The sequence below is a fragment of the Saccharothrix australiensis genome (genome assembly GCF_003634935.1).
GTDB lineage: Bacteria > Actinomycetota > Actinomycetes > Mycobacteriales > Pseudonocardiaceae > Actinosynnema > Actinosynnema australiense.
Genome location: NZ_RBXO01000001.1, coordinates 4874947 through 4893223, shown reverse-complemented (window position 1 = coordinate 4893223; position 18277 = coordinate 4874947). Strand labels below are relative to the sequence as shown.

20 protein-coding genes are annotated in these 18277 nt (G+C 74.0%); 6 read left to right on the top strand and 14 right to left on the bottom strand.

The window, feature by feature from the left end; translation table 11 throughout:
- Positions 1 to 68: 68 nt before the first annotated feature.
- The 9 genes from C8E97_RS20805 to C8E97_RS20765 all read right to left on the bottom strand — a co-directional run bounded on the left by C8E97_RS20805 (position 69) and on the right by C8E97_RS20765 (position 7083).
- Entirely contained in the window at positions 69 to 278 is a 210-nt protein-coding gene (locus C8E97_RS20805; protein WP_121007203.1) for a tautomerase family protein, read from the bottom strand.
- 16 nt (positions 279 to 294) lie between these two features.
- Positions 295 to 1116 carry a hypothetical protein gene (locus tag C8E97_RS20800; RefSeq protein ID WP_121007202.1) on the bottom strand — a complete coding sequence of 274 codons (822 nt, stop codon included), beginning with the start codon at positions 1114 to 1116 and terminating at the stop codon, positions 295 to 297.
- Positions 1116 to 1733, bottom strand: coding sequence for a hypothetical protein (locus C8E97_RS20795; RefSeq protein ID WP_121007201.1), 618 nt, complete (start codon positions 1731 to 1733; stop codon positions 1116 to 1118). The genes C8E97_RS20800 and C8E97_RS20795 overlap by 1 nt, the downstream gene beginning before the upstream one ends.
- 90 nt (positions 1734 to 1823) lie before the next feature.
- Positions 1824 to 2870, bottom strand: coding sequence for a 3-oxoacyl-ACP synthase III family protein (locus C8E97_RS20790; RefSeq protein WP_246019049.1), 1047 nt, complete (start codon positions 2868 to 2870; stop codon positions 1824 to 1826).
- A complete protein-coding gene (locus tag C8E97_RS20785) occupies positions 2867 to 3535 on the bottom strand; it encodes an HAD family hydrolase (RefSeq protein ID WP_211347096.1) in 669 nt (222 codons plus the stop codon). The genes C8E97_RS20790 and C8E97_RS20785 overlap by 4 nt, the downstream gene beginning before the upstream one ends.
- 2 nt (positions 3536 to 3537) lie before the next feature.
- The gene (locus C8E97_RS20780) at positions 3538 to 4272 is read right to left on the bottom strand and encodes an AfsA-related hotdog domain-containing protein (RefSeq protein ID WP_170211930.1); all 735 of its coding nucleotides are present in this window, start codon (positions 4270 to 4272) and stop codon (positions 3538 to 3540) included.
- A 275-nt stretch (positions 4273 to 4547) separates the two neighbouring features.
- A complete protein-coding gene (locus tag C8E97_RS20775; RefSeq protein WP_121007199.1) occupies positions 4548 to 5756 on the bottom strand; it encodes an MFS transporter in 1209 nt (402 codons plus the stop codon).
- Positions 5753 to 6151, bottom strand: a complete 399-nt coding sequence (locus C8E97_RS20770) for a carboxymuconolactone decarboxylase family protein (protein WP_121007198.1) — start codon at positions 6149 to 6151, stop codon at positions 5753 to 5755. Before C8E97_RS20770 ends, C8E97_RS20775 begins: the two co-directional genes overlap by 4 nt.
- Entirely contained in the window at positions 6148 to 7083 is a 936-nt protein-coding gene (locus C8E97_RS20765) for an aldo/keto reductase (RefSeq protein ID WP_121012028.1), read from the bottom strand. The genes C8E97_RS20770 and C8E97_RS20765 overlap by 4 nt, the downstream gene beginning before the upstream one ends.
- A 204-nt stretch (positions 7084 to 7287) precedes the next feature.
- Here C8E97_RS20765 and C8E97_RS20760 point away from each other — a divergent pair, with 204 nt between their 5' ends.
- Positions 7288 to 8172, top strand: a complete 885-nt coding sequence (locus tag C8E97_RS20760; protein WP_121007197.1) for a helix-turn-helix transcriptional regulator — start codon at positions 7288 to 7290, stop codon at positions 8170 to 8172.
- 107 nt (positions 8173 to 8279) lie between these two features.
- On the opposite strand, the gene C8E97_RS20755 is transcribed toward C8E97_RS20760, so the two are convergent.
- Positions 8280 to 9680: an FAD-dependent monooxygenase gene (locus C8E97_RS20755; protein ID WP_211347094.1), complete on the bottom strand. Its 1401-nt coding sequence runs from the start codon at positions 9678 to 9680 to the stop codon at positions 8280 to 8282.
- A 107-nt stretch (positions 9681 to 9787) separates the two neighbouring features.
- On the opposite strand from C8E97_RS20755, the gene C8E97_RS20750 reads away from it, so the two are divergent.
- Positions 9788 to 10210 (top strand): winged helix-turn-helix transcriptional regulator, encoded by a 423-nt coding sequence (locus C8E97_RS20750; protein ID WP_121012022.1) that lies wholly within the window; start codon positions 9788 to 9790, stop codon positions 10208 to 10210.
- 236 nt (positions 10211 to 10446) lie between these two features.
- On the opposite strand, the gene C8E97_RS20745 is transcribed toward C8E97_RS20750, so the two are convergent.
- Positions 10447 to 11424 (bottom strand): quinone oxidoreductase family protein, encoded by a 978-nt coding sequence (locus C8E97_RS20745; protein ID WP_121007196.1) that lies wholly within the window; start codon positions 11422 to 11424, stop codon positions 10447 to 10449.
- 75 nt (positions 11425 to 11499) lie between these two features.
- On the opposite strand from C8E97_RS20745, the gene C8E97_RS20740 reads away from it, so the two are divergent.
- The 3 genes from C8E97_RS20740 (at position 11500) to C8E97_RS20730 (ending at position 14886) form a co-directional block, all read left to right on the top strand.
- A complete protein-coding gene (locus C8E97_RS20740; RefSeq protein WP_121007195.1) occupies positions 11500 to 12105 on the top strand; it encodes a TetR/AcrR family transcriptional regulator in 606 nt (201 codons plus the stop codon).
- Between the two features lie 172 nt (positions 12106 to 12277).
- The gene (locus C8E97_RS20735) at positions 12278 to 13525 is read left to right on the top strand and encodes a serine hydrolase domain-containing protein (RefSeq protein ID WP_121007194.1); all 1248 of its coding nucleotides are present in this window, start codon (positions 12278 to 12280) and stop codon (positions 13523 to 13525) included.
- A 209-nt stretch (positions 13526 to 13734) separates the two neighbouring features.
- Complete coding sequence (locus C8E97_RS20730; RefSeq protein WP_121007193.1) at positions 13735 to 14886, top strand: YcaO-like family protein; 1152 nt, start codon at positions 13735 to 13737, stop codon at positions 14884 to 14886.
- Between the two features lie 237 nt (positions 14887 to 15123).
- Here C8E97_RS20730 and C8E97_RS20725 read toward each other — a convergent pair whose 3' ends face one another.
- The 3 genes from C8E97_RS20725 to C8E97_RS20715 all read right to left on the bottom strand — a co-directional run bounded on the left by C8E97_RS20725 (position 15124) and on the right by C8E97_RS20715 (position 17463).
- Positions 15124 to 16062 (bottom strand): hypothetical protein, encoded by a 939-nt coding sequence (locus C8E97_RS20725; protein ID WP_121007192.1) that lies wholly within the window; start codon positions 16060 to 16062, stop codon positions 15124 to 15126.
- Entirely contained in the window at positions 16062 to 16568 is a 507-nt protein-coding gene (locus C8E97_RS20720; RefSeq protein ID WP_121007191.1) for a SigE family RNA polymerase sigma factor, read from the bottom strand. Before C8E97_RS20720 ends, C8E97_RS20725 begins: the two co-directional genes overlap by 1 nt.
- A gap of 181 nt (positions 16569 to 16749) precedes the next feature.
- Positions 16750 to 17463 carry a TetR/AcrR family transcriptional regulator gene (locus tag C8E97_RS20715; RefSeq protein ID WP_121007190.1) on the bottom strand — a complete coding sequence of 238 codons (714 nt, stop codon included), beginning with the start codon at positions 17461 to 17463 and terminating at the stop codon, positions 16750 to 16752.
- Between the two features lie 70 nt (positions 17464 to 17533).
- Between C8E97_RS20715 and C8E97_RS20710 the strand changes: the two genes are divergently transcribed.
- Complete coding sequence (locus tag C8E97_RS20710) at positions 17534 to 18052, top strand: FBP domain-containing protein (protein WP_121007189.1); 519 nt, start codon at positions 17534 to 17536, stop codon at positions 18050 to 18052.
- The last annotated feature ends 225 nt before the right edge of the window (positions 18053 to 18277 follow it).

Sequence of the window (18277 nt, the reverse complement as noted above, 5' to 3'; positions counted from 1 at the left end):
GGTGTCGCCGGGCCTCGTGCCGGCACGCTCCCCACCGCCGACCGCATCGCGGTGAGCGGGTGCCCCGGTCAGGTGCGGCGGCTCAGGGTGGCGAAGTCGGGATTGCTGCCGAGCACGCCGCCCTCCGCCCAGCGGTCGCGCGGGACTTCCTGGACGTAGACGGTGATCTTGTCCATCGGCGCGCCCGTCACCCGGTGCACGGTTCCGGTCAGCTCCTCCACCAACCGCCGGGCCAGGTCGTCCGGGCCGGGCCAGGTGGTCACCGACACGATGGGCATGGGTTTCTCCTTCGGTTCACGGGGCGGTGGTCGTGTGCTCGTGGAAGCCCGGCGCGGTGAGCTTCAGCTGGGCGTGGATGTCGCCGCCCAGGCCGAACTGCCCGATCGCGCCGCCGTAGCTGCGCTGGTAGCTCATCCACAGGACGATGACGTTGACGATCCGGTTGCGGCCCGGCCGGTCGTGTGCCGGGAACGGGTCGGGCATCGTCGCCGAGTAGCGGCCCGCGCCGCGGCGGTCGGTGGTGAACACGTTCGGCACGCCCAGCGGTCCCGGCCTGGTCGGGCCGGCCGGGTCCAGGTCCCGCTCGCGCAGCGACATCACGGTGTACAGGCTGTTCGGGATGAGGTCGGCGAACTCGAACTCGAAGTCCGCCGCCGTGCGGTCCGGCGCGACCCGCACCGCCACCTCGCCCCTGGCCCGCAGCCACCGGCCGAGGGTGATCGGCTCGGTGACCTTCGGCCCGTCCTCGTCCCGCAGGTCGGGGACGGGCACGCGGTGCAGCGGGTAGCTCGGCAGCTCCCGCTCGGCGGGCGGCTGGTCCGGCGCGAAGGTCATCGGGTAGTTGTTGCAGGGCAGGGGTACCGGCAGCGTGTGGAGCACCATGTCGTCGTCCTCGGCGGTGAGCGGCCGGATCACCTCGTGCGGCAGGTGCCGCCCGAACTCCGGCACCGGGCTCCCGGCGCTCACCAGGACGGACTCCCAGGGCGCGACCACGCCGCCGTCGGCCGCGGCCCGGTTCACCCGGCCCACGACGACGAAGTCGCCGTCCTCGTTCATGATCTCGCTGGGCGGGTACAGCGGCCCCTGCGTGGTGACGCTCAGCGGGATCGCCGCCATCAGGCGTCGACCCGCTCGTACACCGCGGTGTAGAGGCCGCGCTCGCCGCCGGCGATGTAGGCGGACCCGGCCTGCCGGACGATCTCCCGGTACTCGGGGCAGGCGAACACCGCGCCGTACCGCTCGGGCGTGGTGTCGAAGCCGGACACGAACATCACGCCCGGCTCGGTGCTCAGCAGCGAGTGGTAGGCCAGGAACACCACGACCTCGTCGGCGCGGCGCACGACGTCGAAGATCGTGTCCTCGCGCCACCGGCGGTAGTCGGCGAACACGGCGGGCGGCACCTCGATGTGCCGCAGCTGCACGTACCGCGTCGCGGGCACGGCGTCGGCCGTCGACTTGGGCGCTTCGACGAACCGGAGCACTTGACGGCGTAAGTCGCCCGCGACGTGCGGGGCCAGCTCGGTGAACTGCCGCTCGAACAGCGAGGTCTCGGCGTCGAGGGCGGCCAGGTCGGCCAGCGGCGTCAGCTCCATCAGCGTGTCGCCTTCGAGGGCGCGGTACAGCACGCTGCCCGAGCGGTCGTCGGCGCGCAGGCGGGCCCACTCCTTCGCGGCGCTGTCGAGCGCGCCCGGCGCGGTGGTGACCTCGGTGACCAGCAAGGTGGTCGCAGGCATGGTTGTTCCCTTTCCGTGGGGTCCTGCGGTGATCGGTACCGCGGGATCGGTTCTGGGGGATCGGTACTGCGGGATCGGTTCTGGGGTGGATCACCAGTGGAGCAGCGACAGGCCCATCGCCATGCCGCCGCCGAACGCGGCGAGCACGACGACGTCGCCTTCGGCGAACTCGTGCTGCGCGGCGGCCAGGGTGATCGGGACCGACGCCGCGCCGGTGTTGCCGTAGCGCTCGACGGTGTAGTGCGCGCGGGCCGCCGGGAACGCGAGTTCCGCCTCCAGCTCGGCGAGCATCCGGCCGTTGGCCTGGTGCGGCACGAAGTGCCGGACGGTGTCGGCGGGGTAGCCCAGGTCGGCCAGGAAGCACCGCACGGCGGTCGGCACCTCCCGCGCGACGAAGTCGCGGACGCCGCGGCCGTCCATGCTGAAGTAGTGCTCGCCCGCGGCGAGCGACTCCTTGGACGCGGGGATGCGGCTGCCGCCCGCCGCGACCTTGATCAGGTCGGCGTGCTGCCCGTAGCTCGTCAGCGCCGAGGCGACGATGCCGCGACCGGGCGGCGTCGGGCCGAGCACGACCGCGCCCGCGCCGTCGCCGAACAGCACCGCCGTGCGGCGGTCCGTCGGGTCCAGGATGCGGGAGTAGACGTCCACGCCGACCACGAGGGCGTGCCCGCCGTCGGCGATCAGGCGGCGCGCGGTCTCCAGCGCGAACACGAAGCCGCTGCACACCGCGTTCACGTCGAACGCCGCCGCGCCGACCGCGCCGATCCGGTCCTGGAGCACGCAGGCGGTCGCCGGCTGCGGCGAGTCGGGCGTCGACGTGGCGACGACGACCACCGACAGGTCCGCGGCGGTCAGCCCGGCCCGGCGCAGGGCCTCCTCGGCCGCCGGCGCGGCGAGGTCGGAGGCCGCCTGCCACGGCGCGGCCCGCCGGCGCGTCCGGATGCCGGTCTTGCGCTCGATCCAGGACTCCTCGACGCCGACCTCGGTGGCCACGACGTCGTTGCCGACCTCCCACTCGGGCAGGTGGCTGCCGCAGCCCAGGACGCCCACGCCCGGCACCGGGGTCCGCGGCTCGTGGACACCCGCGCCGTCCAGCGGCTCGGCCAGGGCGCACCCGCAGAAGCAGTCCCGCGTCACGCCGCCACCCCCGCGATCCGCAGCCACTGGTTGCGGTCGGCGTGCCTGCCCAGCTCGGGGTCCGCGCCCACGACGACCGGGTGCCCGACCTCCCGCAGCAGCGGCAGGTCGCTGGCGTGGTCGCCGTAGCCGAAGCTCAGTGGCAGCGAGAGGCCCTCCCGCCGCGCCAGCTCGCGCACGGCGGTGGACTTGACGTCACCGATGACGGACCGGTCCACCTCGCCGGTGAGCAGGCCGTCGGGGCCGACGACGGGCCTCGTGCACAGCACGTGGTGCGCGCCGAGCGCGCTCGCCAGCGGGTCCGCGCACGCCGGGAACGAGCCGCTGACCAAAACGACGCGGTGGCCGGACAGGCGGTGGCGGACCAGCGCGCCGACCACCTCCGGCTTGATGAAGCCCGCCGTGCGGCGGCTGCGCGCGAACCACTCCAGGCCCTGCCGCCGCACCAGGTCCGCGGGCACGCCGCGGTAGATGCGGTAGTACTGCCGGTTGACGGTCGACCGGGACGCGCCGCCGGCCGCCACGAGGCGGTCGAACTCCGCGAGCCGCGCCGCCTGGCCCCGGTCCGGGGTGCGGTCGTCGGCGAGGTGGAAGCGCAGGAAGTCGAACATGCTCTTGCCGGCGATGAGCGTCTCGTCGATGTCGAAGAAAGCCGCGACCCGCATCATCACCACGCCATTTCGGCGGTGCGGTCGGCCATCAGCGTCTGCACCGCCGAAGTGGCCCGGCGCAACTCGGACCGTTTGATCCGGTGGTCGTCGAACGCGGCGAAACGAATGTCCGCGCACGCCGCCGAGGTGCCCGCCTGGGTGATTTCCATGGTGACCCGGAAGGTCATCCGCTCCGGGTCCGCCACCGCCGATTCGACGATCGCGCAGGTGATCTCGGCGGGCAGCGGGAACAGGAACGACTCGAAGGTCAGCGACATCGAGTTCCACACCACGTAGAAGCGGCGGCCGGGGAACCGGACGCCGTGCTCGGCCTCGAAGACCGCGATGAACATCTGCCGCATCGCCTCGGTGACGACCATGCCCTGCACGTGCTGACCGGTCTGGTGGTCGAGCAGCAGCTCGTTCTCGCCGTGCAGCGCCAGGTCGGCCGCGTGCCTGCCGTCGGGCAGCGCCCGCAGGCCGGACAGCAGGACGTTCTGCTCGCGGTGCTTGTGCACGAGCGACCGCGCCACCGGCGTGCGGGCGACGCCCAGCACGGGCACGTCCCGCGCGTCCTCCCGCCGGGCGAGCGCGGCGTTGAGGTAGTCCAGCTCGTAGTCCCCCATGCCCTGGCCGACGACGATCGCGTCCGGCGCGGGCGCGCCGGAGCGCAGGTCGCCGACCAACTGGCCCAGGGTGCGGACGCCGGGCACGTCCCGCATCCCGCTGAACCGGTCGCCGACCAGGCACACGACGTTGTCCGCCGGCGACTTCCCGGCCCCCCTGGCGCGGTACCTCGATAAGTGGACCGCCGCGTTCGTGCCTGACATCACACATCTCCCCTTTGGGTGCAGCTTCGGATGATCGGTGAATTCACAAGGATTACTCGCGTCCGGTCCGGCGGGCGGGCCCGGAGATTTTTGGGCAGCGCGCTCCCGCCGGAACCTTGCCCTGTAAACGTAGCACGCATTTTCGAGAAATTCGCCGGCAAGTCGGTTATTCGCCTGCGCCGCGAATCGGTCCTGCGCTATCCGGCGGTCCGGCGCACATTACGGGTGACCACCACCACAACGAGCGCGGCGCCCACCAGAATTCCCCCGACCCACGTGACGGCCGCGACACCGACCGATTCCACGGCCAGTCCGCCGCCGAGCGCGCCGAGCGCGATGGACGCGTTGAACACCGCCACGTACACCGAGGACGCCGCGTCGGTGGCCTCCGGCGCCGAGCGCAGCACCCAGGTCTGGAGGCAGACCGGCAGCGCCGCGTACGACAGGCCCCACGTCACGAGCAGCACGACCGCCGTGACGGCGGAGCCCGCACCCACCGCGGACAGCACCAGCAGCGAACCGGCGAGCAGCCCGACACCGCCGAGCAGGGCCCGGCGCAGCCCTCGGGCGATCGCGCCGCCCGCGAGGAAGTTGCCCGCCACCCCGGCCGCGCCGAACACCAGCAGCAGCACGCTGACCAAGCCGGGCGGGATGCCCACGACGGCTTCCAGGTACGGCGTGACGTAGGTGTAGGCCAGGTAGTGGCCGATCATGGTCAGCGCGGCCACGCCGATCGCCACCACGAAGGGGCCGTTGCGCAGCAGCTTCGGGATGGCGGAGAGGCTGCCGCCGTTGCGCGCGGCCATCGGCGGCAGCAGCGCCAGCACGGCGACCAGCACCAGCAGCCCGACACCCGCGGCGACCAGGAAGGCCACCCGCCAGTTCGCGGCCTGCCCGATGGCGGTGCCCAGCGGCACGCCCACCACCGACGCGACGGAGATGCCGCCCAGCACGACCGACAGCGCCCGCACCGCGCTCTTGGGGTCGACCAGGCGCGTGCCGACGGCGGGCGTGGTCGACCAGAACACGCCGTGCGCGAAGGCGATGATCACGCGGCCGGCCATCAGCACCAGGTAGTTCGGCGCGACGGCCGACACCAGGTTGCCCAGCACCAGCAGGCCGAGCAGCGCCGCCAGCAGCGTGCGGCGGTCCAGCCGGCGCACCAGGGACGTCAGCGGTGCGGCGCTCACCGCCGCGATCCCGCCGTACACCGACACGACCAGGCCCGCGATGCCGAGCGGGACGCCCATCCCGGCGCCGATGGACGGCAGCAGGCCGACCGGCAGCAGCTCGGTGGTGACGAACAGGAACGTGCCGAGGCCGAGCACCCACACGGCGGGCCACGACCGGGGCTCGACCTGTTCGGCCACCGCGCCGGGCGGTGGGGCGGACCGGGACGTGGTCATGAGCGGCTCTCCTGGTTCGAGGTCGGGGCGTCAGCGTGGGCGAACAGTCGTTTGGCCTGGTAGAGGGCGTTCAACGACCGGGGGATGCCGACGTAGGGCGTGAGGTGGATCAGCAGCGCGACGATCTCCTCGCGGGTCGCGCCCGCGCGCAGGGTCGCCGGGATGTGGGTGTCGAGCTGCGCCTCGCACCCGCCCTGCGCGGCCAGCAGCGCCACCGTCACCAGCTGGCGGGTGCGCAGGTCCAGGCCGGGCCTGCCGACGACGTCGCCGAACGCGTACTCGGCGATCGTGTGGCCGAACCGCTCGTCCAGCTCGGCGACCGAGGCGATCACCGCGTCGGGGTCGATGCCCAGGTCGCGCATGACCCGCCGGCCGGCCTCCTCGCGGTCGCTCACGGCCGCACCACCGCCGACGTGTCGGGCATGGTCGCCGCCGGGTAGCGGTCGCCGTGCACCTTGTCGGGGCTGAACGCCGCGTCCAGCGCGGCCACGTCGGCGGCGCTCAACGCGATCTCCGCCGCCGCCAGGTTCTCCCGCAGGTACGCCAACCGCTTCGTGCCGGGGATCGGGAGCACGTCCCGGCCCTGCGCGAGCACCCACGCCAGCGCGACCTGCGCGGGCGTGGCGCCGCACCGCCCGGCCACCGCGTGCACGGCGGCCAGCAGCGGCAGGTTGGCCGCCAGGTTCTCCTCGGTGAACCGGGGGTTGACCCGCCGGAAGTCGTCCGGGGCGAGGCCCTCGCGGTCGCGCAGCGCTCCGGTGAGGAAGCCGCGCCCCAGCGGCGAGTAGGCCACGAGGGCGACGCCCAGCTCGCGGGCGGCGGCCAGCACGCCGTCGGTGACGACGTCGCGCGTCCACAGCGAGAACTCGCTCTGCACGGCCGCGACCGGGTGCTCGGCGTGCGCGCGGCGCAGCGTCGCCGCGCTCACCTCGGACAGCCCGATGTGGCGCACCTTGCCCGCGCGCACGAGGTCGGCGAGCGCGCCCACCGTGTCCTCGACCGGCGTGCGCCCGTCGAGGCGGTGGGCGTAGTAGAGGTTGATGGCGTCCACGCCGAGCCGGCGCAGGCTGGCGTCGCACGCGGCGCGGGCGTACTCCGGGCTGGAGTCGCTCCACCTGCGGTCGGCCTCGCGGCGGATGCCGAACTTGGTGGCCACGAAGGCGTCGCCGCGCCGGTGCCGCAGCACCTGCCCGATCAGCTCCTCGTTGTGGCCATCGCCGTACATGTCGGCGGTGTCCAGCACGGTCACGCCGGCGTCGAGCGCCGCGTGGAGCACCGCGATCGACCGGGCGTCGTCGCGGCTGCCGTAGAACTCGCTCATGCCCATGCAGCCCAGGCCGAAGGCGCCGACCTGCCGGCCGCCGAGCTCCCGCGCCGGCGACCCGGTGGCGGTGGGTGTCTTGGATTCGGTCACGACGTCGAGCTTGCGCGCGCCGGCCGGGCGGCGGCAGGACGCGTCCCTCCCTGGGTGCGTCCCGCCCGGGTGCGCCACTGCCAGGTTGCCGGCCCGCGCCCGTGGGAGCATGGACGCATGGCCCAGCAAACGGATCTCAGCACCTTCCTGCGATCGCGCCGGGCGAAGGTCCGGCCGGCGGACATCGGCCTGACCGAGGGGCACACCCTCCGGCGCACGCAGGGCCTGCGGCGCGAGGAGGTCGCGGCCTCGGCCGGCGTCAGCGTGGACTACTACACCCGCCTGGAGCAGGGCCGGGAGCGCAACCCGAGCATCGCGGTGTTGGAGTCCCTGGCCGACACCCTCCTGCTGGAGGGCGAGGAGCGCGACCACCTGTTCCGGCTGGCGGCGCACTCCGGCAAGCGCGTCCCGACCACGTCGACGGCGAACCGCCGCGTGCGGCCGGCCGTGCGGCAGCTGCTGGACGGCGTCACCCCGTCACCGGCCTACGTGCTCAACCGCTGGAACGACATGCTGGCCGCGAACACGCCCGGCCTGGCGCTGCTGGCCGGCCTGGACACGTGGCCGCCCGCCCGGCGCAACACCATCCGCTACATCTTCCTGCACCCGACCGCGCGGAAGCTGTTCGTGGACTGGGACTCCATCGCGCTCAACTCGGTGGCCCACCTGCACGCGATGGAGGGCCTGCTGCCCGGCGACCCCGCGCTGACGGCCCTGGTCGACGAGCTGACGGCGAAGAGCGACGAGTTCCGGCGGCTGTGGCAGCGGCACGACGTGCGCAGCCTGTCGACCGGCCGCAAGGTGCTCGACCACCCGGGCGTCGGCCGGATGACGCTGAGCTACGAGGTGCTGGACATCACCAACGACCACCAGCGCCTGGTGGTCTACCAGGCGGCGCCGGGCACCGCGGACCACGACTCGATGTCGCTGCTCAACCTGATCCACCCGGACGCCGACGTGCCGGGGGACGAGCGCTCGCGCCACTGGCTGGACCAGCGCTGACCCCTCGGGCGTCCAGGACGGCGGGCCCACGACCGGGGCCGCGTCGGTGAGTTCTCCGCCGGTGCCGCGTCCCCCTGGGGGAGTTCCCCGGGGGACGCGGCTCTTCGTCAGGCCAGGGGCAGTTCCGCCATGGCGTCCGCGAGCTGCTCGGCGGTGTCCCCGGCGGCCCACACGTGCCCGTCCGGGCGCATCAGCACGGCGGCCGTGGGCCAGGGAAGCTCGGTCTCGTACAGCTGGAGGTCCGCGTTCGCGGCCAGGTCCTTCAACGCCGGGTCGGCTTCCCGGGCCAGCAGCACCGGGCGGCCCTCGCGCAGCAGGTGCAGCTGCTCGCGGGTGGCCGGGAGGCGCAGACCTGCCAGGGGGTGGGCGCCCGGGTAGCGCACGTCCAGCGCGGTCAGCATGTTGGCCAGCGCGGTCGCCACGTCGGGGTGCGTGCGCAGCAGGTCGGCCATGAACCGGCGCAGGGAGCGGCCCTCCTCGGTGGTGGCGGTGATCAGGGCGGTCTGGGCCTTGGTGTGCTCGCCCAGGGCCACGCCGACGGGGTGGCGTTCCGAGTGGTAGGTGTCCAGCAGGGTCGCGTCCGCCCGGCCCCGCTGGACCGCGGCCAGCTTCCAGCCCAGGTTCATCGCGTCCTGCAAGCCCACGTTCAGCCCCACGCCGCCCGCCGGGAAGTGCATGTGCGCGGCGTCGCCCGCCAGGAACACCCGGCCCTCGCGGTACCGCGCCGCGAGGCGGGTGGCATTGCCGAAGCGGGACAGCCACACCGGGGAGTGCAGGCCGAAGTCCGTGCCCGCGATCAGGTTCGTCGTCTCCCGCAGGAACTCCGGGGTCGGGGTGGCGGGCACCGACGGGGCGTACCCGGTGACGCGGTGGCGCCCGCCGGGCATCGGGGCCACGAGCAGCGCGCCGTGCGCGTTGTGCCAGAAGCCCGGCCGCTCCGGCGGGTCGGCCAGCTCGACGTCGCCGAGGAAGCCGAAGACGGTCGAGTCGGTGCCGGGGAAGTCGATGCCCGCCGCCTGTCGCACGACGCTGCCCGCGCCGTCCGCCCCGACCACGTGGTCCGCGGTGATCCCGTACTCGCCGTCCGGCCCGTCGACCCGCAGCGTCACGCCGTGTTCGTCCTGGCTCAGCCCGGACACCCGGTGCCCGCGCCGGATCACCACCCCGAGGGCGAGGGCGTGCTGTTCGAGCAGTTCCTCGGTGCGCACCTGCGGGTGGGCGAGCATGAACCGGAACGGCGTGGCCAGCTCGCGGAAGTCCAGGCGGGCGGGCAGCATGGCGAAGTGCCCGTCCGGCACGGCCAGCCCGCCGTCGAGGAAGGGCTGCTCCTGCCCGCGCATCGCCAGCACCTCGATCGTGCGCGGGTGGATGGCCAGCGCCTTCGAGTGCGGGCTGCGCCGCTCGGCCCGCTCCAGGACCAGCGGTCGCCCGCCGCCCAGGGCCAGCTCCGCCGCCGTCCACAGCCCGACCGGGCCCGCGCCGACCACGATGGTGTCGTGTGCGTTCAAGGTGATCTCTCCATTGGATCGAGGTGTGACGCGTGCGGTGATGCCGGCGGGGCACGCGGGCGTTACATACTGGTGGTGCGGTAGCACCCCGATGAGAGGTGAACGAGATGGCGTCAGCGCGGCAGATCAGCGGTCCGTGCCAGGCATGGCCGGAGGACAGCGCCTTCATCCGCGAGGTGCTCGACCGCATCGGCGACAAGTGGACGATGCTGACCATCAGCACCCTGAGCGCCGGCCCGCTGCGCTACTCCGACTTGCAGGCGAACATTGCGGGCATCTCCCAGCGGATGCTGACCCAGACGCTCAAGCACCTCGAACGCGACGGCCTGATCACCCGGACCGCGTACGCCGAGGTCCCACCGCGAGTGGAGTACGAGCTGACGGACCTGGGCCGGTCGCTGATCGAGGTGGTGCTGGCGATGGCCGAGTGGGCCGTCGCCCACCACGGCGAGATCGCCGGCAACCGGGCCGCCAGCGAGCTGACCGGGATCGGCCGGGCCAAGGCCGCGGCCAAGGCGTCGGCGGGCTGAGGCGTCGGCGGGCTGGGTGTCGGCGGGTTGAGGTGTCGGCGGCGCTCATCGGCTCCCAGGACCCGTTGCAGCGTCCGCCTGCTCGTGACCATCTTCCTCACCTCACTGGTAGTGCGTAACACCATCATGAGTGAGTAAAAGAGGGCTTACAAAAGGCACTTCGAAGTGCGTGAGCACCGCGGCGCCGGCAGGGAGTCGACCGGGAAACCGGCCGGGCCGGCGGTGCCCCGCCGCGCTCACGGCACCAGCACGATCTTCCCGGTGGTGCCGCGCTCCTCGAACAGCGCGTGCGCGGCGGCGGCCGACGACAGCGGCAGCACCCCGCCCACGACCGGATTCAGGACGCCCTCGACGCCGAGCCGGAACGCCTCCGCGCGCAACCGCGCGCCGTACGCCGGGTCGACGACCACGCGCGGCCCGAAGCCGGACACCCGCAGACCGCGGGCCAGGAAGTCGACCGGGGTGACGGCGGGCAGCTCGCCGCCGGCCGACCCGAACACCACCGCGCGGCCGACGCCGATCGCCAGCAGCCCGAACGCGGCCCGGCTGACCGCGCCGCCGACCGGGTCGAGCAGCAGGTGAACCTGCCCGACCTCGGCCCGCACCCGCTCCGCCCAGCCGTCCTCGGTGTAGTCCACCGCGAGGTCCGCGCCGAGTTGCTCGGCCAGGGCGAGCTTGCGCCCACCACCGGCCGCGGCCACGACCGTCGCGCCGGACCGCTTGGCCAGCTGCACCAGCAGGCTGCCCACGCCGCCCGCCGCCGCCAGCACCAGGACGACCTCGCCCGCCCGCGGCTCGCCCGTCCCGATCACCCCGACCGCGGTCGCGCCCTGGCCGAACAGGGCCAGCGCCCGGTGGTCGTCGAGCGCGCCGGGGACGGGCAGCACCGCCCCGGCGGCGAGCACCGCGCGCTCGGCGTACCCGCCGCCCGCGAGCCCGCCGACGACGCGCGTGCCGACCAGCGACCCGTCCACGCCCTCGCCGACGGCGGCGACCGTGCCGGCGACCTCGAAGCCCGGCGTGAACGGCAGCGGCGGCGCGGGGAACCACGGGTGCGCGGCCATCGCGCCGGACCGGATCTGCACCTCGGCGTAGCTGATGCCGGCCGCCGACACCCGCACCAGCACCTCGCCCGCGCCCGGCGTCGGGTCGGGCACCTCTTCGAGCCGGAGCACCTCGGGTCCGCCCAGCTCGTGGAACCGGATCGCCTTCATCCTCGCTGTCCCTCCCTCCGACGGCCCGATCTGTTCCGGACCGGCGGTCAACTTAAGGGTACCTACACTGCTGGCATGGCGGTGGAGGGTGTCGGCCCGGCGCCGAGGCGGCGCGCCGAGCGCCGGGACTCGATCCGCAACCGGCAGGCGGTCCTGGCGGCGGCGCGCAGGCTGATCTGCGACCGCGGTCTGGAGCACGTGTCGATGCAGGACATCGCGGCGGAGGCGGGCGTCGGCAAGGGGACCCCGTTCCGCCACTTCGGCGACCGCCAGGGCCTGCTCGCGGCCCTGTTCGACCAGTTGACCGAGGACTGGCAGCCGGGGGCGCTGGCCCGGCTGACCACGCCGGACCGCCCGGCGGCGGAACGCGTCCGCAACTTCATGGGCGAGCTGTTCGACGTGGTCGTGGTGTCCGGCCGCCCGCTGCTGAGGGTGCTGGAGGGCGGTCACGCCAACGCCAGGGGCACCGCCCGGTACCTCGCCTGGCACGCCGCGCTGACGCCGGTGGTGGCCGAGGCCCGGCCGGACCTGGACGCCCGCTTCATCGCCCACGCGGTCCTGACCACCCCGCGCGCGGAGTTCGTGGACATGCTCGTGGACGGCGGCGGCATGACGATGGACGAGGTCCGGGCGGGCCTCCTCGCCATGACCGACGCCCTGCTGCGGTCACCCTCGGCCTGACGCCGCCCGGCCGGGGCGGGCGCGCTCGTCCGGGACCCTTGCGCCCACACTAGTAAGTGCTACTGTGTACTGGTACCTAGCGAGACTGGGTAGTGCGAGGGGGTGGTCCGCCGGCCGGGCGGCCGGCGGACCGGATTTCCGGCGATCGAAGTCCAGGAAGGACACGGGCACAGTGGACACGAAGAACGAGTTCACCCGCGACGGCGAGCACGGCGTCGCGGAGGGCTGGGGGAAGGTCGCCGACGCGTTCCGCGCGAACTTCGAGGGCGACCCCGGTGAGATCGGCGCGGCGTGCGGCGTCTACGTGGACGGCCGCCCGGTCGTCGACCTGTGGGACGGCCTGGCCGACCGCGAGGCGAACCGGCCGTGGACCGAGGACACCATCGTCCAGGTGGCGTCGACGACGAAGGGCGCGACGGCGATCTGCGCGCACCTGTTGGCGCGGCGCGGTGAGCTGGACGTGGACGCCCCGGTGACCCGGTACTGGCCGGAGTTCGGCGCGGCGGGCAAGGAGGACATCCCGGTGCGGTGGCTGCTGTCGCACCAGGCGGGCCTGCCGGTGGTGGACGGGCCGTTGACCTTCGAGCAGGCGTGTGAGTGGGACCCGGTGATCCGGGCGTTGGAAGCCCAGGAGCCGTTGTGGGAACCGGGCACCGCGCACGGCTACCACGCCATGACCTACGGCTTCCTGGTCGGCGAGGTGGTGCGGCGGATCTCCGGCAAGTCGCTGGGCACGTTCTTCGCCGAGGAAGTGGCCGCGCCGCTGGGGCTGAGCGCGTGGATCGGCCTGCCCGAACAGGAAGAACCGCGGATCGCCCGGATCGAGAACGCCGCGCCGTTCACCCCGGAGGAGCTGACCGCCGGGCTGATCGCGTTGACCGGGCTCGACGCGGACACGGTGCACGCTTGGGTCGAATCGATGTGGACCCCGGACGCCCTCCAGATCCGCGCGGGCACGCTCGGCGGCGCCACGGACCCCGGGACCGGGTACTTCCTCACGCGGGCCTGGCGAGCGGCGGAGTTCCCGGCCGCCAACATGCTCACCGACGCGCACTCACTGGCCCGGATGTACGCCGCCACGGTCAGCGACGTCGACGGCGTGCGGCTGCTCGACCCCGCGACCGTCGAGCGGGCCACGGCCGTGCAGACCGACAAGACCCGGATGTACGGCCTGCCGCCGGGCCTGGACATCCCGGCCGACCGCTCGTTCTACATGGCGCTGGGCTTCGGGCTGGCCTGCCGGCCGCTGCCCCTGCTCGGGCCGGGCTCGTTCGGCCACGCCGGTTCCGGCGGGTCGATCGCCTTCGCCGACCCCGACGCCCGCGTCGGCTTCGGCTACGTCACCAACCACTGGTCCTTCCGGCCCGACGACCCGCGGGCGTCGAACCTGATCAAGGCCGTCCGAGCCTGCCTCGGCTGACCGACGACCCCCGCCCGACCGGGCCGCCGCAGGACGGCGGGGCGCGCGCCGCCACGGGCCCGGTCGGTCCTGTCCCATCCGGCTGACCAGCCGATACAAGGATCACCAACGATTGACGAAGGCTCGGCGGAGCACGGTGGGCCGGTGCGACGGCTCGACCCCTCGAACGGGGACGAGCGGCACCGACACCGAGGGGGCCGGGTACCGCGATGGCTGAGGGCAGGATCGTCCACCGCGTCGGGACGTACCGGACGCGCACGGCGGAGGACACCTGGCGGGACGTCCGGCCCCTGCTGCCGCTGTTCGCGGTCACCAAGGTCACCGACATCACCCGGCTCGACGACCTCGGCTTCCCCACGCACCTCGCCTACCGCGCCACCGGTCCGGCGCTCGCCGTCTCGGCGGGCACCGGCGTGACCACGGCGCAGTCGCGGGTCGGCGCGGTGATGGCAGCCGTCGAGACCTGGCACGCCGAGCACCCCCGGCTGGAGGTCGTGGAACGCGCGCCGGCCGGCCGGCTCCCGCTGCACTACGACGTCCGGCGGCTCAACTTCCCCGCGCGCAGCCCGCTGACGCCCTCCGCCGTGGTCGACTGGGTGGCGGGCGAGGGGCTGCTCAGCGGGTCGGCGTGCCTGGCCCCGTTCGCCGTGATCCCGCCGGAGGACACCGGGCCGCCGTCGTGGGCCACGACCGTCTTCGGCGCGACGGCCAACGGTGTGGCGTGCGGCAACGACCCGGCCGAGGCGACGCTGCACGCCCTGCTGGAGGCCGTCGAGCGCGACTGCCTGGCCACCGACGTGCGGACCAGGCCGCCGAGGTGCGCGCTGGTCGACCCGGCGACGGTCGAGGACCCCGCCACGCGGGACGTCGTCGGGGCGCTCACCGGCGCGGGCGCGCCGTTCCGGGTCTACGACATCACCAACGACATCGGCGTGCCGTGCTTCCACGCCCTGGTCCGGGCGGCCGGCCGCAACGCCTGGTTCAGCGGCTACGGCTGCCACCCGGACGCCGGCATCGCGCTGGGCCGCGCGCTGCTGGAGGCCGCGCAGTCCCGGCTGCTGTCGGCGTCCGGGCTGGGTGACGACCTCCACCTGGACCGCTACCGGGTGGAGGAGTCGACCGGGGAGCCACGCCCCGGCACCGGTGACCGGCCGCGGGTGCCGGTCCGGCCGTCGATCCCGGTGCCGGACGACGTGGCGGGTGCGGTGCGCGCGTGCGCGCGCCGCGTCCAGCGCAGGACCGGCGTCGAACCGTTCGTCGTCGACCTGACCCGGCGGGACATCGGCATCGCGGTGAGCAAGGTCTTCGCGCCGGGACTGGAGTTCATCGACCCGCGCACGATGTCGGAACTCGCGCGCTGACCGGACCCCGGGCACCGTCGCCCTGGGTCCGGTCAGCGCGTCGACGCGCCCGCAGCACGTCGCCCCGGGGCGTTCGACGCGGGGACGGCCGTGCGGCGCGTCCGATGCGGGGACGAACGCGAGTGGTGTTCCGGCGCAGGCGGTGTTCGGCGCAAGCGGTGTTCCGGCGCAGGCGGTGTCGCGCGGGGGACATCCGGCGTGGGCGAGCCGAAGTGCCGCGGGCAAGCCGGTTCCGGGTCACAGCGCGTCGGCCACCGCCAGCCCGATCCGGGTCAGGGCCTCCTCGGTGAGCGGCAGCGTCGCCCGCCCCGGCCCCGTCCGCTGGAAAGCCCGGTGGTCGGCCCGCGGGTGGAAGTCGGGGCTGCCGAAGTTCCGGACGGTGATCCGGTACACGTCGCCCGACGGCGCGTACACCCGCAGCGCCTGCGTCAGCGACTGGAACGGCTCGCTCGCCCGCACCTCGTAGAGCTGGAGCACCACGCCGTTCGGCCGCACCGCCCGGCGCGGCGGGAGGCAGTTGCCGACCGCGAACAGGTCGGCGTCCGCCGCGGCCTCCGGCGACAGGCCGGTCCGACCGCGTTCGAGGTCGACGCTGCCCGTGCCGGCCTGGTCCGCGACGTCGATCCAGTGCGTGTGCCCGTCCACCGACGCCGGGTTCTTCTCCTTGTCCGCCGGGAACAGGTGCGACCGCGGCGGACCGGCCTGCGCCGGCGCCGCGGCCTTGCCGACCGCGGTCTCCCACGCGCGCAGCACGTCGGGTGACGGCGCCGGCAGCAGCCACTCCGTGCTCCGCTCGTCCTCGACGACGCTGCACAGTTGCGTGTTCTGCAACTGCCTGTCGGTCGGCGGCGGTGCGCTGGCACCCGGCGCGTACGTGCCGTACGGCTGCTGCGCCGCCCGGTTCAGGGTCGTCCACACGTGCGGTCGCGCGCTCGACGTCGGCACGGTGTCACCGGACGCCGGGTCGCTGCTGCCGGCGAACGTGCCCAGGGTCGTCGCGCCGAACCCGACCACGCCGACCACCACCAGCACGCCCACCACCGCGCCCGCCCGGCGCACCAGCACACCGCGCCGCCCGCGCCGCAACACCTCGGCGAGGTCGGTCCGGGCGGCGGGCGCGGGACCGCCCACCTCCGTCCGGAGGGCGTCGCGCAACTGCTGCTCGTTCTCCCACATCACGCACCTCCTGGGGTCGCGGCCCCGCGATAGGCCCTGCGGAGCGCCTGGAGCCCACGAGCGCCCTGGCTCTTCACCGTGCCGGTCGAGCAGCCCATCGCCTCGGCGACCTGCTCGATCGACAGGTCGTGCACGTACCGCAGCACCAGCACGGCGCGCTGCCTCGGCGGCACCTGCTGGAGGGCGGCCAGCAGCGGCGGGCGCTCGTCGGCCGCGGCGGTGTGCGGCGGCACGGCGGGCACGGGCGGTTCGGGCGGCGAGGCCACGACGTGCTCCCGCGCCCGCCCGCGTCGACGGGAGTCGAGGAACACTCTGGTCAGCACGGTGCGCAGGTACGCATCGGCGCTTTCCCTCCGGATCCGCGCCCAGTGCACGTAGACGCGCACGAATGCGGTCTGCGCGATCTCCTCCGCCTCCACCCAGTTGCCGCACAGGGCGTGCGCCGTGCGGCGCGCCTGGTCGAACCGGCCGGCGAAGAACTCGGAGAACTCGTCGTCCCTTCGCATCCCTCGTCCCCTCACTTCGGTCACCGGCTCTACGCCGATGTGCCTGCGCGGGTTGCACCGCATGCCGAGCGGGGTTGCGTCGGACGTCGTCATGGATCGAGGAATGAACAGCGCGCACTCGGTCCGCCTTCTTCGGCGGAATTGTCGTGCGGGTGATGTCAGTCGATGACATCACCCGGAATCATGGGCCGGTGCTTCCGGCGGAGGGCCAGTTGCGCAGGAGGGCGTCGAGCGCGTCGATGGCCCTGGACCAGGAAACGCCCACCGGGCGCGGGTGGTGGTCGAACCCGCCCGACGCCTCCAGGTTGACGTATCCGTGGAGCGCGCTGTGCAGCAGCCGCACCGCGTCGGTCTGGTCGGGCTCGGGCAGCCGGTAGCCGCGCAGGATCGCCCGCGTCAGGTCGGAGTGCCGGCGCGCCGCCTCGACGGCCGCCCGCTCGGCTCGCTCCGCGCTGTGCGCCCGCTCCGCGCCGGCTGTCGTCGTCGCGTCGCCCGCGCGCCCCTTGCCATCCGGTTTCGGGGCCTCGCCCGGCTGCTCCAGGTTCTCCCGCGCCGCGCCGCCCGCCGACGGGTCGAGGTCGACCCGCATCGCGGCGTACCGGCCGGGGTGTTCCCTGGCGTAGTCGCGGTAGGCGTCGGCGAAGGCCGCCAGCGCTTCCCGGCCCGCGCGCCCCGCCATCGCGGCGGACACCCGGTCGGCGAGTTCCGCGAGCGCCAGCCCGGCCACCCTCACCCGCAGGTCGCGGGCGTTCCTGAGGTGCGAGTAGAGGCTGGCGTCCTTGACGCCGAACCGCCGCGCGAGCGCCGAGACGGTGACGTTGTCGAAGCCGACCTCGTCGGCCAGCTCCGCCGCCGCCGAGGTCAGGCGCTCGGCGGTCAGCCCCGCGCGTGCCATGCGCCACCCTCCGCTGCCTAATCAGCCTAAGCGTTTGCCTAGTGCTCCTAGGAAGACTACCTTCCGTCGGGTGAAACCGGTTACCGAACGCGAGATCCGCGCCTGCTTCGTCAACTGCACCAAGGGCGAGGCGAAGCGGATGGTCCTGCCCGGTGATCTGGCCGCGCGGCCGTGGGAGGACCTGGACTTCCTCGGCTGGCAGGACCCGTCCGCGCCGCACCGCGCCTACCTGGTCGCCGAGTCCGGCGACGGGCTGGTGGGCGTGGCGCTGCGGCGGGCGACATCCGGTGCCAAGCACCCGCGCAGCGGCATGTGCGCGCTGTGCCTGACCACGCACACGGGCGACGGCGTCACGTTGATGACCGCGCGCAAGGCCGGGCGCGGCGGGCAGCAGGGCAACTCCGTGGGCACCTACATGTGCGCCGACCTGGCCTGCTCCCTGTACCTGCGCGGCAAGAAGCAGGCGGGTCCCGGCGCGCGGCCCCACGAGTCGCTCACGCTGGAGGAGAAGGTCGAGCGGACGGTGGCCAACCTGGCGGCCTTCCTCGCTACGGTGACCGGCCGACCGCCTGGTTCCGTCGACGGGTGATCGGCCGACCGCTGGTCCCGCCGACCGGTGATCGGCCGACCACGGGACGCCGATCACCGGGCGCCGACCACCTCCGGCCGATCGCCCGGCTCCGTCGGCCCGGCGCCGACCGGCGAGCCGTGCTGCCTGAGGTGCTCGGGTGATCGCTCCCGGTCCCGTCCGAGGCGGTACGCCACGGCTTCCGAAGGAGCGCGCCGCGGTTTCCGAAGGGTCGCGCCACGGCCG